Here is a 14,271-nt window from a genome sequence, read left to right on the forward strand (position 1 = left end):
TATGGATACACCGTGACGAATCGAGTGGCGGGTCAGGACTTGTGGTGAAACAGATTGCATCAGGTGATAGGATTTACGATGAAGAGTTGGTTTAGCGTTCTGGTGATGACTGTAGTGATGGGATGGAATGTGGCGGTGGCGCAGACCTACGAAACCGTCCGGATTGCCACCTACAATGCTCTGAATTATTCCAGTTCGAGTTCGGATACGGCCTCCCGCAATCCGGAATTCCGCAAAATCCTGAGGGCGATTGACCCGGACATCATTGTCGTGCAGGAAATGCTGTATGCGACTTCGGAAGCCGGCTTTCTCAGCAATGTGCTGAACGCGGGCCGTCCGAACACCTACAGTTCGGCGCCGTTCAACGATGGCCCGGACACAGACAACGCGATGTTTTTCAAGACTGCGAAGTTCAGTTTCATCGGTCCGCAGACGGTCTTGCATACAGCACTGCGAGACATTAACGGGTACAGGCTGCGTCCGGCCGGCGTTAGCGTGGACACGCTGGATATTCAGATCTACTCCGCCCATCTCAAAGCGTCTCAGGGCTACGAGTCGGCCCGCGGCGCGGAAGCGGAGACTCTGCGGACGTATCTGAACGGTCTCGCTCCCGGCCATTTCATCGCGGCGGGAGACTTCAACCTCTATACCAGTACGGAACCCGCCTTTCAGAATTTCACCGGCTCGCGCACCAACAACATTGGCCGTCTCTATGATCCGCTCAACGTGTCCGGTGACTGGCATGACGGATCAGGGTTCGTCAATGTTCACACTCAGTCCACGAGGCTAAGTGAAGGCGGCCTCGACGACCGGTTTGATTTCCTGCTGTTGTCCTATGCCTTTCAAGCGCTGCCGGGATGGGAGTATGTGACGGGAAGCTACACCGAATACGGCAACGACGGAAACCATTTTAACCAGAGCATCAACAGCCCACCGAACAGCGCGGTGCCGGACAGTATTGCCAACGCGCTCTACACCGCGACAGATCACCTTCCGGTTTACCTTGATGTCCGGCGGCAGGTCGCTTCTGCCGCTGTGGTCACCTTGGTCTCGCCCAACGGCGGTGAAGCTTGGCTGACAGGCAGTGCGCACAATTTGACGTGGACCAGTCAGAATCTGACGGGAACAGTCACCCTGAAGCTGAACCGCAGCTATCCGGCAGGCACTTGGGAGACACTCTTCAGCGGCGTGTCCAACTCCGGAACACAGGCATGGACGGTGACCTCACCGGCGACAGCCACAGCCAGAATTCAAATTGTGTCCGATGCTCAGCCTGCTGTCAATGATGTATCCGACGCCAATTTTGCCATACAGACGCCAACGATTACGGTTCAGGCACCCAATGGCGGCGAGTCATGGACCGTGGGACAGACGCATACGCTGGCTTGGAGCAGTAGCGGAATTTCGGGAAATGTACGGATCGAACTGAACCGCAGTTATCCATCCGCCAACTGGGAAATTCTCTATGGCAGCGCGGTGAACGACGGATCGGAACCGTGGACAATTTCCTCGCCCGCTGCGACGCATGCCCGGGTCCGCATCTACAGTATCAGCCAACCTTCCATAGGCGACACATCCAACGCGGATTTTGTGATTGCGCCGACTGCTCCACCCGTGGTGATGCATGACAGGCATGGCGATGCCGAGCCGGGATCGGTGGTCTTTACCGCGCTTGTGACAGATGATATGCCGGGACTCTCGGCGAAACTGTTCTATCGCCGGGCGGAAAGTGCGCTGTTCGATTCCCTGACAATGAATGCGACCGGTTACACCGATGAGTATTCGGCGGCCCCTTCACTCAGCACTGGACGCTGGATTTACTTCATCCGCGCGATGGACAGTGAAAATCAGGCCACGTCAACCGCAACCTTCGCCCTCTCCGTGGCTCCTGCCTGTGGTCTTGCTCTCGCTTACGATGATGGCACTGCGGAAATGTTCAACTGGTCCGCGGCTGACAGCGTGGCCTGGGCGGTAAAATTCTCACCGGCGCGGACGCCCTTTGTCCTGTGCGACGCGGATGTTTCCATTGCAGCCTTCCACCCCGATTCCTCCCATACGCCGCTGAAGATTCGCGTCTGGGCAGCGGATGGCCCGAACGGAACACCGGGCACGCTGCTCCGGGAGGTCGTGCGGGGCTCCATCGGAAATGTGGTTGGCGGATTCCCCTCTCCGGGCGCTCAAAATGCAAGGATCGTGCTGCAAGATGATTCTCTGCCGCCTCTCGTCTTCAACTCCGACTTCTACGTTGCGGTTCAGAACACGGCAGCCGGAGTGGAGGCATTCGGTCTGGATACCTCCTCAACCCTTGCAAACCGGTCTTTTGTATTTGATGCGTGTGACAGCCATTGGTACGCAGAGGATGGTACCCACGCAAACAGCCGCCGGGGCAACCGAATGATCCGTATTCAGGGTTGGACGGAGAGTCCGGTGCAGTTGGTTATTTCCCGGCAAAACAATGACGTGTGCTTGAGCTGGAGTTCAGCAGGATCTGCTTATTACAAAATTTACAGGTCTTTATCGGTGGATTTCGGAACCGCCCAGCATTTGGGAACGGTTTCCGATACCACATTCGTTGTGCCTGAGGATATCGCGACTCAAGCTAAGGCCTTCTACCTCGTCGTCTCCTCCTCAACGCCGTAGTGTTGCTTCGTGGTCACCCATGAAATGCCCGTGGGACGGTCGATTTTGCCGGATTGTGCGATTTCCGACGCGGGCGGGGCAATTATGTTTTGCTTGCTTCAATGAGCCGAAATTGCTAAATTTAGAATAAGCGTTACTTTTAGTGGGGCAGGCCATGCGTCTCGGTTGGGTTGAGATAGTACTCATTGTGGCCATAATATTGCTACTTTTTGGTGGGAAGAAGATCCCTGAACTGATGCGCGGGTTAGGACAAGGCACCCGGGAGTTCAAGGAAGGACTTCGCGGCGAAGATAGCAAGAAAGACGACACAAAGGGCAATGACAAGCCGTAGCTGAAGTCTGATTCGGGTCACGGGGACAAAAAAGCGACCTGAATAGGCAGAGTAACTTGACTTTGGGCTGCGGACAATGTATATTGCACTATAGTTAATATAGTCACGATGTCCACAACGAAATTGGTCATGAGCGACGGAAAATTCTATTCCTCCAAGGAGGTCTGTGAGCAACTCCAGATCTCGAAATCTACTTTGTTCAAGTGGGAACGTGAAGGGCTAATCACAAAGGTCCGCAGGGACTGGCGTGGATGGCGCTTGTACGATCTGCATAATCTTGAAGAGATCAAAGTAAACATTGAAAAGCAGAGGCTTGCTGAGACTGGCCCTCGTTCACGTACTGTCTTGGTGGTAGATGACGATACAATGATCCTCCAGGTCATGGCAGACCTTCTGCATGCTGCCGGACACGAGGTTCTGACGGCAACTACGGGCGACGAGGCCGTCCGGCTTCATGCGGACAAGGCCCCGGCACTTACTTTCCTTGATGTCAAATTGCGCGGGAAGAGCGGAATCGATGTGTTCCGTGAGATCCGTGCGGTCGATCCGCAGGCCACCGTGGTCATTCTTACGGGCTATCCGAAGATTGAGGACACGGTGCAGGTGATCAAGGAAGGTGCCTACAACTACCTTACAAAACCCATCAAAACCGAAGAGTTGCTCGCGATGGTCGAGGAGGTACTCGGTCCATCCTGAGCAGGTGATTTTACGGACTACCAGTCTTGAAGATGAGCCCTTTCTCCATGTGGATGACGCCCTGAAGCACTGCTTCGGGGCGTACTCACTCAAATATTCCAGCTTGGGTCAGGATAAGTTGCGGATTTATCACGGACTTGCTGGTTACACCTCACCGGAAAGCCTCCCTCAACACCCCCACAACAAGGATTAGCGATTGTCCCACTCCACCCCCAGCACCCTGAACCGCGTGATGCGCCTTATCTCCGTCTTTCTGTTCGGATTGGTTCTGACCGGTTACGCACATGGCCAAGACTTTGGCGATGGTTTTGGCAAGAACAAGGTCCAATACGACACGTTTGACTGGCGATTTATTCAGTCGGAGCACTTCGATGTGTACTTTGCTCCGGGTGCCGAGCGTATCGCCGAGTTCTGTGCGGAGACGGCGGAGGCCTCTCTGAGGAAGGTGGAAAACAGTTTCAACTACCGGCTGGAAGGCCGGGTGACGATCGTTACCTACCGTTCGCATAACGGGTTCGAACAGACCAACGTCTCGTCAGAAATTCCCGAAGAGTCGGTGGGCGGATTCACCGAGTTCATGAAGAATCGCGTCGTGATTCCGTTTACGGGCAACTATGAATCCTTCCGCCATGTGATTCATCATGAGTTGACTCACGCCGTGAACATGCGTATGTTCTACGGGACAGGCTTCCAGTCGATTCTGACCGGTGTGGCCACGTCCAACGTTCCCTTGTGGTTCACCGAAGGTCTGGCCGAGTATGAATCACGCGGCGGCTGGGACGTGGAAGCCGATATGTTCATGCGTGACGCCACCATTTCCGGCTACCTGCCGCCAATAGATTTCCTGGGCGGATATTTGGCATACAAGGGCGGCCAGTCCGTATTTTACTATATGGACCGGAAGTACGGACCGGAAAAGGTCAGCGAGTTTATCGGCAAGGTGAAGTCGGCACGCGATGTCAACCGGGCTCTGAAGAGTTCGGTGGGCGTGGATATGAAGGAGTTCAACCGCGAGTGGCAGAACTGGCTGCGCAGCCTCTATTGGCCGACGATTGCCGATTTGAAGCGGCCCGGTGATTTTGCCGAGCGGATGACGGATCACCGGGAATGGCGTAATTTTGTAAACAACGGCTCCGCGATCTCGCCGGACGGTACACAGATCGCGCTGTTGTCGGATCGTACGGGTTTCTTCGATATTTGGCTGATGAACATCGATAACGGTCACTTCACGCGGCTTCTACAGGGAGAGCGCAGCGAAGGATTTGAGCAGCTCAAATGGCTGGACGCGCGGATCTCCTGGTCGCCCGACGGCAAGTTCATCACCTTTGCCTCCAAGGCCGGCAAAACGGACGCGGTGAATATTCTCGATGTCAAGCGGCACAAGATCTCGCGTACGCTGCGGTTCGACATGGATGGAGTGTTCAACCCCACCTGGTCGCCCGATGGCAATAAGATAGCTTTCGTCGGAATGAAGGCTGGCGCATCGGACCTCTACTATTATGATCTGAGCAGCAATTCGCTGGCTCAGGTCACCCATGACGTGTTCTCGGATGACGATCCGGCATGGTCGCCAGACTCGAAGAGCCTTGTGTTTTCCTCGGATCGAGAAGACTCTCTGCGAACTTGCCGCTATGATTCGACGGTGAAGATGTGGACGCTGGATTATCACCACTCCCATCTGTACTCGATGGCCCTCGGTGATTCGCTGGCACAGCGGCTGACCAACACACCGTACAGCGAGCGCACCCCAACTTATACCGCGGACGGCAAGTTCCTGATCTATGTGTCCGACGCCAATGGCATTCCCAACCTGTACCGGCGTGACTTGGCGACCGGCGAATCGGTGGCAGTTACCAACTGTCTGACGGGATGCACCCAACCCAGTTACTCGGCCCGCACACAGCGGATGGTGTTCACGTCGCTGCAGGAAGGCGGCTACGACGTCTATCTGATTAAGAACGCGCCGGAGCTTCCGGGGTTGACCCTGAAACCGACGAATTTCCGGCAGCATGGGTCGCCCGAACCGCAAAACGGACAGGATTCCACAGCGGTAGCCGGTCTGGGCGGACGCACGGTGACGGGTTCGGATTCGGTGACCATTCCGGCCGGTGGGAAGCAAGGAGTCGCGCATCATGTCTTTGCCGAGCGCGGCACACAGGATCCTGAACGGATCGGCGGTCACGCTCTCGGCGATACGGCGCTCACGTCAACGGTCAATACGACGCGGCGGGACGGCGGCGGCTTCTTCAGCAAGAAATACAAGACGAAGTTCTCGCCGGACTTCTTCTATGCCAATGCGGCTTACAGCTCGTTTCTCGGGGCTCAGGGTACCGGCCAGCTTCTGCTTTCCGATGTGATGGGAAATCAGTTGTTGTATGTCACGACCGATTTGTATTATGACCTGAAGAATCTGGACAACACGAATTTCTCGCTGCAATACCTGTATTTGCCGCACCGGATTAATTACGGGATTGGATTCTACCGGTATGTGTATTATCTTGACGCCGGGAATCTGAAAGATCAAACCATTCAGCTTAATCTGAATGCGTCCTATCCTATCTCCAAGTATTCGCGGGCCGATCTCGACGTGAACGCCCTGGCGATTGACCGGTCGAAGTTCGATGATCCGGCGAACGACTATCTGTTTGATCACCGCCGCCGGGCCGTGGTGCCGTCGCTTTCGTACATCCATGATACAGTATTGTGGGGCTCAACGGGTCCAGTGAACGGCAGCCGTTACCGGTTTTCGCTGTCGGCCAGCCCGGCTCTCGGGAGCAACACTCCGGGAAATAGCTACCCCTACGCTCAGTTCTATACGGTGAAAGGCGACGTTCGGGATTACTTCCGGCTTAACAAGGATTTCTCGCTGGCGTCACGGATTACGGCAGGACTCTCCGGCGGACCGAATCCCCAGAGCTTCTATCTGGGCGGTGTATCCAACTGGCTGAATACCCGTTATGAGAACAGCCGGGTTCCGGACGACATCGATGCCTTCTACTTCTCGAGTTTTGTCACACCGTACCGCGGCGCGAACTACTTTGAGAAGGCCCACACCGGGAACCGCTTCTTCCTGGTGAACCAGGAACTCCGATTCCCGCTGATTGAACAGATGCAGATGCGTTATCCCTTGCCGGTAGCCTTTTACGACATTCGCGGCGCGGTATTTACGGATATTGGAGCCGCGTGGCAGGATGACGCGTTCAAACTCACAGCCGTTGGCGCCAACGGCAAGCGCGTTTTGAAGGATCCGCAGGCGGCCTTTGGTTTGGGAATGCGAGCCAATTTGGGTATGTTTATCCTGCATTGGGATCTCGCATGGTCAACCGACGGTACAAGTGTATCCAAGCCGCGTTATTTCTTCTCTCTCGGTTCGGAGTATTAAGTTCGATTAACTTCGACGGCAGTACCTTATGGCTCTCACTCTTCCCGGACGCGCAATAGCCTTTGTTGGCCGTGGCACCATCAGCTTTTTCCGCGAGATGGGGCGGTTTGGCATCCTCATGGCCAGAGTCTTCCGCGAAATGCGGGGAATCCTCGCCGACAGGGACCTGTTCTTTCAGGAGTGTGTCACGCTGGGAGTAGACAGCCTGCCCCTCGTCATTGTGGTGGGTGTCTTCACCGGAGCCGTAGCCGGATGGCAGGGGCATTACCAGCTTCAGGGCTTTGCACCGTATGATCTGATCGGTCCGGCTACCTTTAAGGCAGTGATGCTGGAGTTGGGTCCGGTGCTGACCGCCCTGGTCATTGCCGGACGTGTCTCCGCGTCCATCGCCGCCGAGATTGGCACGATGAAGGTCACCGAACAGATCGATGCCCTCGAATCCATGGCCATCTCCAGCGTCCGTTTTCTGGCCGTGCCGCGCATTGCGGCGATGACCGTGATGATGCCGATGCTGGTGATTCAGGCCGTAACAGTGGCGATGTTCGGCGCGTTCTTCGTGCTCACGGTCTTTCTGTCGATGACGTCCCAGCAGTTCTGGGGTCTGATCCCGAATTTCTTTCTAATCTTCGACGTCTTTTCCGGTCTGTTGAAGGCCCTGCTTTTCGGACTTAGCTCCGCCATGATCGGCTGTTATGTTGGTTTCCGCACCGAGGGTGGCGCGGAAGGCGTGGGACAGGCGACAATCAAGGCGTTCGTCTGGGCATGCCTGACGATTCTGGTGTTAGACTTTACATTAGCTCTTATCCTCTTCTAACTTCCGTGGGTATCCCTGCGGGGGACCTCACTCATCCACATTTTCGGCCATGATTGAAGTTCGTGACCTCTACAAGTCCTTCGGCGACAAACAGGTGCTGAAGGGTGTGAATTTGAATATTGAGACGGGCGAGTCCATTACGATTATTGGACAGTCCGGCGGGGGCAAGTCTGTGCTCCTCAAGCACCTTGTCGGCCTTCTGGCGCCGGACTCGGGCGCGGTGATTGTAGACGGACGGAATATCACCAGGGCCCGCCGGCGAGAACTCTACGCGATCCGTAAGAAGATGGGCGTGCTCTTTCAGGGGGCCGCCCTCTTTGACTCCATGACTGTGGAGCAGAACGTGGCCCTCGGTCTCAGAACCCACACGAAGAAGACCGAAGAAGAGATCGCGGAGCGGGTCAAGTACTGCCTTGAACTGGTCAACATGGACGGCACGCAGAACCTGAAACCTGCGGAGCTGTCAGGTGGCATGAAGAAGCGCATCGGGCTGGCACGGGCCATCGCCATGGAGCCGGCTTATATTCTTTATGATGAGCCGACCACAGGTTTGGACCCGATCACGGCGGACGCTATTAACGATCTGATCATCACTATGAACCGCGAACTGCACGTGACGAATATTGTCGTGACGCACGATATGGTATCCGCCTACAAGGTGTCAGAACGGATTGTGATGCTCTACGATGGCGAGATTGTGTTCTCCGGCACTCCGGAGGAGACACAGAACACGGACATTGACATCGTGCATAAATTCGTTACTGGCGAATCCGACAAACCCAACGGCAAACCGTACGTAGTCACTCACTACCGGTAACAGATCGTCATTGCTGAGATAGCAAAAGCCCCGCGCGAGCGGGGCTTTTGATGTATAGGAACTCTCGATGAAAGGTCAGTGCGTGATTTCGAGAAGGCCGGTTGTATCCTGCGCCACGATCCGGTTGCCGCTGGCGGGAATGGCCATGGTGCCCGAATGGGTGATGCGGACGGGAGATTGCCCCGGGGCGGCGGTGAACAGACCATCGAGCCGGTCACCGGACAGTGCGGTGAAGACGAATCCATTGCCCTGCGGGAAGGGAGCGGGCGCTGCGCCGCCGCCAATGGTGGTGGGTGCCCCGGACACACTGGCTGTGGAGATGGAAGGATTGCCGTTGGTCGTAGAACCGTACACGAGGGTTCGGGAATCACCCAGCCAATAGTAGACCAGCACTCTTCCTGCGACAGTGTCGCGGGCGGTAGTTTCCACGTTGGCGACCACCAGTGTACGCCCTTCAATGCCGCCGGGGACCAGATAGGCAATCCGGCTGCCGTCCGGTGACACTTCGGGAGATGTTCCTCGAATGCTGAGGGGTGTTGGTTCCGTGCCGCTCAAAGGAATCTGAACGATGTCGGAATTGCCGGTGCTGTCTTCAGGACCCGCACAGACAATCCCTCCCGTACCGGGCAGGAACCGGGGATGCGAACCGCGATCCCACAATCGGGTCAGTGCGGTCGGCGCGTCCGGATGGCCCAGATAAATGCCGGCATTGGCGCCGCCCGGTGCTCCCGGGGCAGAAAAACAAAAACGTGTTCCGTCATTGGACCACGCGTAATCGGCACGGGCATCCGGGCCGCTGGGATTGATCAAGGTGGCCGCGCCATTACTCAGCAGATAAAGTCCCGCAGGGGACTCTTCCTGCATGAACAAAATGGCGTTGCTGGTCGGAGATGGCACCGGATGTGATCCGCGAGGCCAGATCTGCTGCACAGTCCAGAGAGACGGCGCGGATTGTGTCGAAGACTTGCTGCAGCCGAGGCAGAAAATGAGCACCATAGCAAGCAGAACCGCAACCATCTTACTCATGTTTCACTACCCCGTAGCTAATCTTAGTTATCCAACACCTAATCGCGGTTTTCCCGGCAGAAATTCACGTGATAGAGGGAGTTTTTCAGCATCTCAAGAGGCATTCCTCCTCTCTACTATTAACTTATCCTCTATTATACGCGAAATTCACATGCTTATCTCATAAATTTAAGTCCGTTATGAGTTATCCACATAGTGTGGATAAACAAATAATTGACTTGACTATCGGAGACGCTTGTCCTATCTTTGGTACGGTTTCCCAAAGATTGGCAGAAAGTGGAGCGAATGCCCATACGAGGCAAGATACCTTTTCTCGGACACTTCTCCGGACTGATTGACGACAAGGGAAGATTGTCTATCCCCGCTGACTATCGGCATGCATTGCCGGAAGACAGTGGGGGGACCATTGTCCTCACGCCCGGCAGCAGCGAGTTCCTGAATGTCTTTCCTCTGGATCTATTCAACAATGTCTGGGAACAGGCGGACTCCAACTCCCTCGGTTTTGCCAGTGATGACAGTCTGGCGCGAGATACCGCTCTGTTGAGCGAAGCCGTCTACCGCGAAATTGACAGCCAGGGCCGCATCACCGTGCCGCAGAGTCTGCTGAAGCAGGCGGGCATTGGCCGCGAGGTGGTGTTTATGGGCCGCTGGAACCACTTTGTGATCTGGGATGCCCAGGCTTTCGAAGCCTATCGCACCGGTCACAAGCTGACGGCAGGAGATGCCTGGAAAACTCTACTTGATCACCGCCAAAAGGCCTGAACCATGGGACTGCACGCACACATCCATCAGCATGATCGCGACGTAAGCATTGCCTTGCAGGGCGAGTTCCGGACTCCGGAACTGACGCAGCTTGAGGCGATTATCTCCCATTTTCATGGTCGCGGCTGCCGGAAATTTGTGCTCGATCTACGCCACGTCGCCCCGCTTACCCCCGCCGCCGAAGCTACTTTGAACTGCCTCCTCGGGCAACCCGGCCTCTCGTCTGACAAAGCATTAAGAGGAAGCGCCATCCGCCTTTTGGCGGAATCTCCCGCAGCTCAGCCGCAGACGGGCTGCGGGAGCCTCTTTTTTTCCGCAGCGTCATAATTTAGTAACTTTGGCTCAATTGTCCAAGTGTTTCTTGGACATCTCGACATTTCTCATCGCCGTTTTTGTAGTCCTACGTACCTCAACGGGCCACACAGAACCGGTTCCTCTCCACCCCCTTTGACTGACACCTCTTTCGAACAGAATTACCACAGGCCTGTGCTGGCTGAGCCTGCGGTGGATCTGCTGGTGACCAATCCCGACGGCATCTACCTCGATGGCACGGTCGGGGGAGGCGGTCACAGCCTGCTGATTGCCAAAAAACTGTCGAAGAGAGGCACTCTGATCGGTTGCGACCGGGACGCCGACGCCATTGCCCAGTCGCGCAAGGTGTTGCCCGAGACCGCAGTACTGATCCAGTGCCGGTTTTCGGAGATCAAAGAGGCAACAAGAGAGTTCACGCAGCGCGGTGTCTGGGGGGTGCTGCTTGACTTAGGAGTTTCCAGCTTTCAGTTGGACACGGCAGAGCGCGGTTTCAGCCACAGATTCTCTGGACCGCTGGATTTGAGAATGGACCCTTCGAGAGGAGAAACCGCGGCGGATCTGCTGAAGGATATCGACCTGAGCGATCTTACCCGGATAATTTTTGCCTACGGCGAGGATTCGCAGGCACGACGCATCGCCAAGGCCATTCTCGAAACCCGCGCGCGGCATCCCATCGAAACCACGGACGACTTGGCGCAGATCATTGATAGAAGTGTTCCGGCGACCCGCGCCAAGAGTCTGGCCCGAGTGTTTCAGGCCCTGCGGATTGCCGTAAACCATGAGCTTGAAGAATTAGAGCAAGGGCTGGTGGATTGCTGGGATATGCTGATTCCGGGAGGACGACTGGTAGTGATCAGCTACCATTCTCTCGAAGATCGGATTGTGAAGACCTTTATGAGGTCCAAAGCCGAGCCACCGCAACCACCTGCCTATTTGCCAATGGCACCGACTGAACCACCGGAAGGAAAGCTGCCCTTTAGAAAGCCGCTCCTCCCTTCTGAGACCGAGATCGACGAAAATCCCCGCGCTCGCAGCGCTAAACTTCGGGTCGTAGAAAAAATCCTATCCTGACCATGGCCTACGCATCGCAATCCTTACCGTCTTCCCTGTATCGTCCCCGCAAGCTGCCGCGAGTTCTCCGGCGGCAACTTCCTGTAGTATGGATCGTAGCAACCCTCGTTTGTGTAGGGCTGCTGGCGGTGGCGGTGACATGGCGCAACCTGACGTATGAAAAGCTCTCGCTGGATGTAGGCCGGCAGCAGATTGCCATTCAGCAATTGAATAAGGAATTGGTGCAGCTCAGCGGTCAGGTGGAGACAGAAGCCTCCTATACGAAGGTTTCGCGCTGGATGCGAGACAGGCATGGATGGTGGACGCGCACGAACCATGTGGGGACCATCGTCATTCCCGAAGCGGAATTGACTCCGGCTGCCCGTGAGGACGCCAGACTGCTCGGAGCGCCTGAGCATGAGTGAAGGGCACCGCAAAGTCCCGCGGGAACGTTTTCTCGCCTGCGTCCTGTTGGCGATCTTGTGCGCCTTCGGCATGCGGTTGGTGCAGCTCCAGGTCTTCCAGCATGGCCAGTGGCAGACCATTGCCCGCAACCAGTCGATGACGACCAAGTATCAGAAGCCAAGCCGCGGGGAAATTCGGGACAAGAACGGCCTGACGCTGGCGGTGACGCTTCCCTTAACCTACGCCGTAGGATACCGCCCGCAGTACGCGCTGGACATGAATGCCCTCGCAGGCACGCTATCCACCTACTTGCAGAAACCGAAGCGCGAAATGCGGGAGAAGCTCGAGACCACCAGCTTCACCTACCTTGCGCGCCGTGTGGATTGGCAGACCAAGGAGAAGCTGGAAGCGCTGAACCTGTCCTGTTTGCAGTTTGATGAGGAGCCGCGCCGCGCCTATCCTTCCAATACCTATGCCTCCACCGTGGTCGGATTTACCAACCGCGACGGCAAGGGCATGGAAGGCGTGGAAGGGTTCATGAATGATGAACTCTCCGGCGAAGGCTATCAGGAGCTATGCCGCGTTGATGCCCTGCGCGAAGCGTCTGCCGCCCTCTCCCCCGCCCCGGTGGAGACGAAGGGCGCGGACATTACTCTGACGATTGACCTGCAGTTGCAGACCATTGTCGAAGAAAAGATGCGCGAAGGACTGAAGGATCGCACCTTCGAGCGCGCGTGCGCGGTAATGGTAGATCCGCAGACCGGCGCCGTTCTCGCGCTGTCCACGTATCCATCGTTCGATCCCAATCAACCGGGCGACGGCAAAGCAGACTATCGCCGCTGCTGGCCTGTTACCGATGTGTACGAGCCGGGCTCCATCTTCAAGATCGTGGCGATTTCCAAGGCGCTGGAGAGTGGACGGTTCAAGCGGACGTCGCTGATCAATTGCGAAGGCGGCAAATATTCCGTCGGCGGCATTACGATTCACGATTCCCACGCGCATGGCACCATCTCCGTGGATGACGTGCTGGCGTATTCAAGCAACATCGGGACGGCGAAGATCGCGCGGGCATTCAGTCCGGCTGAGATTTATGACAAGGTGCGTGCGTACGGTTTCGGCAACCTGACTCTGGTGGGAATTCCCATGGAGCAGCCGGGCGAAGTTCCGGTGCCGGAACGGTGGAGCGGTTCGACGCAGGCGACGGTGGCCTTCGGGCAGGGAATATCCTGCACCGCGTTGCAGGTTACGATGGCCTACGCGGCTGTAGCCAACGGCGGCCTGTTGATGAAACCGCGTCTCGTGCAATCCGTGCGTTTCCCGTCGGGAGCGCACACCGATTATCCGGCGGAGATTATCCGCCGCGTGATGCCGGCGGAGATCGCCTCGCAGATCAATGAGATGCTGGTGAATGTCGTCGAGTACGGCACAGGCACCAAAGCCAAGGTGGACGGCATGCGCATCGCGGGCAAGACCGGCACTGCCGAGAAGGTCGACTATGTGCACCACACCTATTTTAAAGGACGCTTCATGTCGTCCTTTGTCGGCTTTTTCCCGGCGGAACACCCGCAATATGTGCTGCTGATTACGGTGGATGACCCGCGCGGTGAGCACTACGGCGGCTCGGTGGCAGGACCGATCTTCAAGGCCATTGTCGAAGACATGCGCATGATGTCCACGCCGAGTCCCGCGCCTTCTCCGTCCACGACTCCTGTACCGCTGGAAATGACGGTGAACCACAGTACGCAGAAAGACGCGTCGTCTGGCCGCGTGCAACCGCCGCGAACTGCCGCCTATGTACCGGTTTCGCTGGCTTCTGTAACCACCTATCAGAGTCAAACCACAACGGATTCGACGCTGGTAGCCGTGCCATCCCTGCAGGGATGGTCGCTGCGGCCGGCCGTCGAGGAACTCTCCAAGCGGAAGTTGAGTTTCAAACTCCTTGGAAGCCGCACCGTTGTGACTCAATTTCCTCCCGCCGGAACGATGGTTCCCGTCGGCACAGTCTGTGAACTGTACGGCGTTACGGAATAAGCTGC

The 14,271-nt window shown here is 56.4% G+C and carries 12 protein-coding genes; 11 read left to right on the top strand and 1 reads right to left on the bottom strand.

Annotated features, from left to right (window positions below; translation table 11 throughout):
* Positions 1-78: 78 nt before the first annotated feature.
* The 6 genes from VGL38_03990 to VGL38_04015 all read left to right on the top strand — a co-directional run bounded on the left by VGL38_03990 (position 79) and on the right by VGL38_04015 (position 8,680).
* Complete coding sequence (locus tag VGL38_03990) at positions 79-2,640, top strand: endonuclease/exonuclease/phosphatase family protein (protein ID HEY3294572.1); 2,562 nt, start codon at positions 79-81, stop codon at positions 2,638-2,640.
* A gap of 154 nt (positions 2,641-2,794) precedes the next feature.
* A complete protein-coding gene (locus VGL38_03995; GenBank protein ID HEY3294573.1) occupies positions 2,795-2,971 on the top strand; it encodes a twin-arginine translocase TatA/TatE family subunit in 177 nt (58 codons plus the stop codon).
* Between the two features lie 129 nt (positions 2,972-3,100).
* Complete coding sequence (locus VGL38_04000) at positions 3,101-3,667, top strand: response regulator (protein ID HEY3294574.1); 567 nt, start codon at positions 3,101-3,103, stop codon at positions 3,665-3,667.
* Positions 3,668-3,863: 196 nt separating this feature from the next.
* Complete coding sequence (locus VGL38_04005) at positions 3,864-7,049, top strand: hypothetical protein (protein HEY3294575.1); 3,186 nt, start codon at positions 3,864-3,866, stop codon at positions 7,047-7,049.
* Between the two features lie 28 nt (positions 7,050-7,077).
* Complete coding sequence (locus VGL38_04010) at positions 7,078-7,863, top strand: ABC transporter permease (GenBank protein ID HEY3294576.1); 786 nt, start codon at positions 7,078-7,080, stop codon at positions 7,861-7,863.
* A 49-nt stretch (positions 7,864-7,912) separates the two neighbouring features.
* Positions 7,913-8,680: an ABC transporter ATP-binding protein gene (locus VGL38_04015; protein ID HEY3294577.1), complete on the top strand. Its 768-nt coding sequence runs from the start codon at positions 7,913-7,915 to the stop codon at positions 8,678-8,680.
* Between the two features lie 75 nt (positions 8,681-8,755).
* Here VGL38_04015 and VGL38_04020 read toward each other — a convergent pair whose 3' ends face one another.
* The gene (locus VGL38_04020; GenBank protein HEY3294578.1) at positions 8,756-9,706 is read right to left on the bottom strand and encodes a hypothetical protein; all 951 of its coding nucleotides are present in this window, start codon (positions 9,704-9,706) and stop codon (positions 8,756-8,758) included.
* A gap of 285 nt (positions 9,707-9,991) precedes the next feature.
* Between VGL38_04020 and VGL38_04025 the strand changes: the two genes are divergently transcribed.
* From VGL38_04025 to VGL38_04045, 5 genes are all read left to right on the top strand, one after another.
* Positions 9,992-10,468 carry a cell division/cell wall cluster transcriptional repressor MraZ gene (locus VGL38_04025; protein ID HEY3294579.1) on the top strand — a complete coding sequence of 159 codons (477 nt, stop codon included), beginning with the start codon at positions 9,992-9,994 and terminating at the stop codon, positions 10,466-10,468.
* A gap of 3 nt (positions 10,469-10,471) precedes the next feature.
* Positions 10,472-10,795, top strand: a complete 324-nt coding sequence (locus VGL38_04030) for a hypothetical protein (GenBank protein HEY3294580.1) — start codon at positions 10,472-10,474, stop codon at positions 10,793-10,795.
* Between the two features lie 120 nt (positions 10,796-10,915).
* Positions 10,916-11,851, top strand: a complete 936-nt coding sequence (rsmH, locus tag VGL38_04035; protein HEY3294581.1) for a 16S rRNA (cytosine(1402)-N(4))-methyltransferase RsmH — start codon at positions 10,916-10,918, stop codon at positions 11,849-11,851.
* A gap of 2 nt (positions 11,852-11,853) precedes the next feature.
* Positions 11,854-12,255 carry a hypothetical protein gene (locus tag VGL38_04040; GenBank protein HEY3294582.1) on the top strand — a complete coding sequence of 134 codons (402 nt, stop codon included), beginning with the start codon at positions 11,854-11,856 and terminating at the stop codon, positions 12,253-12,255.
* A complete protein-coding gene (locus VGL38_04045; GenBank protein HEY3294583.1) occupies positions 12,248-14,266 on the top strand; it encodes a penicillin-binding protein in 2,019 nt (672 codons plus the stop codon). Before VGL38_04040 ends, VGL38_04045 begins: the two co-directional genes overlap by 8 nt.
* The last annotated feature ends 5 nt before the right edge of the window (positions 14,267-14,271 follow it).

Source organism: bacterium (assembly GCA_036504735.1).
Taxonomy (GTDB): domain Bacteria; phylum Electryoneota; class RPQS01; order RPQS01; family RPQS01; genus DASXUQ01.

What these genes read in the sequence shown, in the direction of transcription:
- VGL38_03990 (HEY3294572.1), top strand. Translation starts at nt 79, where the DNA reads ATGAAGAGTTGGTTTAGCGTTCTGGTGATGACTGTAGTGATGGGATGG.
- VGL38_03995 (HEY3294573.1), top strand. Translation starts at nt 2,795, where the DNA reads ATGCGTCTCGGTTGGGTTGAGATAGTACTCATTGTGGCCATAATATTG.
- VGL38_04000 (HEY3294574.1), top strand. Translation starts at nt 3,101, where the DNA reads ATGAGCGACGGAAAATTCTATTCCTCCAAGGAGGTCTGTGAGCAACTC.
- VGL38_04010 (HEY3294576.1), top strand. Translation starts at nt 7,078, where the DNA reads ATGGCTCTCACTCTTCCCGGACGCGCAATAGCCTTTGTTGGCCGTGGC.
- VGL38_04015 (HEY3294577.1), top strand. Translation starts at nt 7,913, where the DNA reads ATGATTGAAGTTCGTGACCTCTACAAGTCCTTCGGCGACAAACAGGTG.
- VGL38_04020 (HEY3294578.1), bottom strand. Translation starts at nt 9,706, where the DNA reads ATGAGTAAGATGGTTGCGGTTCTGCTTGCTATGGTGCTCATTTTCTGC.
- VGL38_04025 (HEY3294579.1), top strand. Translation starts at nt 9,992, where the DNA reads ATGCCCATACGAGGCAAGATACCTTTTCTCGGACACTTCTCCGGACTG.
- VGL38_04030 (HEY3294580.1), top strand. Translation starts at nt 10,472, where the DNA reads ATGGGACTGCACGCACACATCCATCAGCATGATCGCGACGTAAGCATT.
- VGL38_04040 (HEY3294582.1), top strand. Translation starts at nt 11,854, where the DNA reads ATGGCCTACGCATCGCAATCCTTACCGTCTTCCCTGTATCGTCCCCGC.
- VGL38_04045 (HEY3294583.1), top strand. Translation starts at nt 12,248, where the DNA reads ATGAGTGAAGGGCACCGCAAAGTCCCGCGGGAACGTTTTCTCGCCTGC.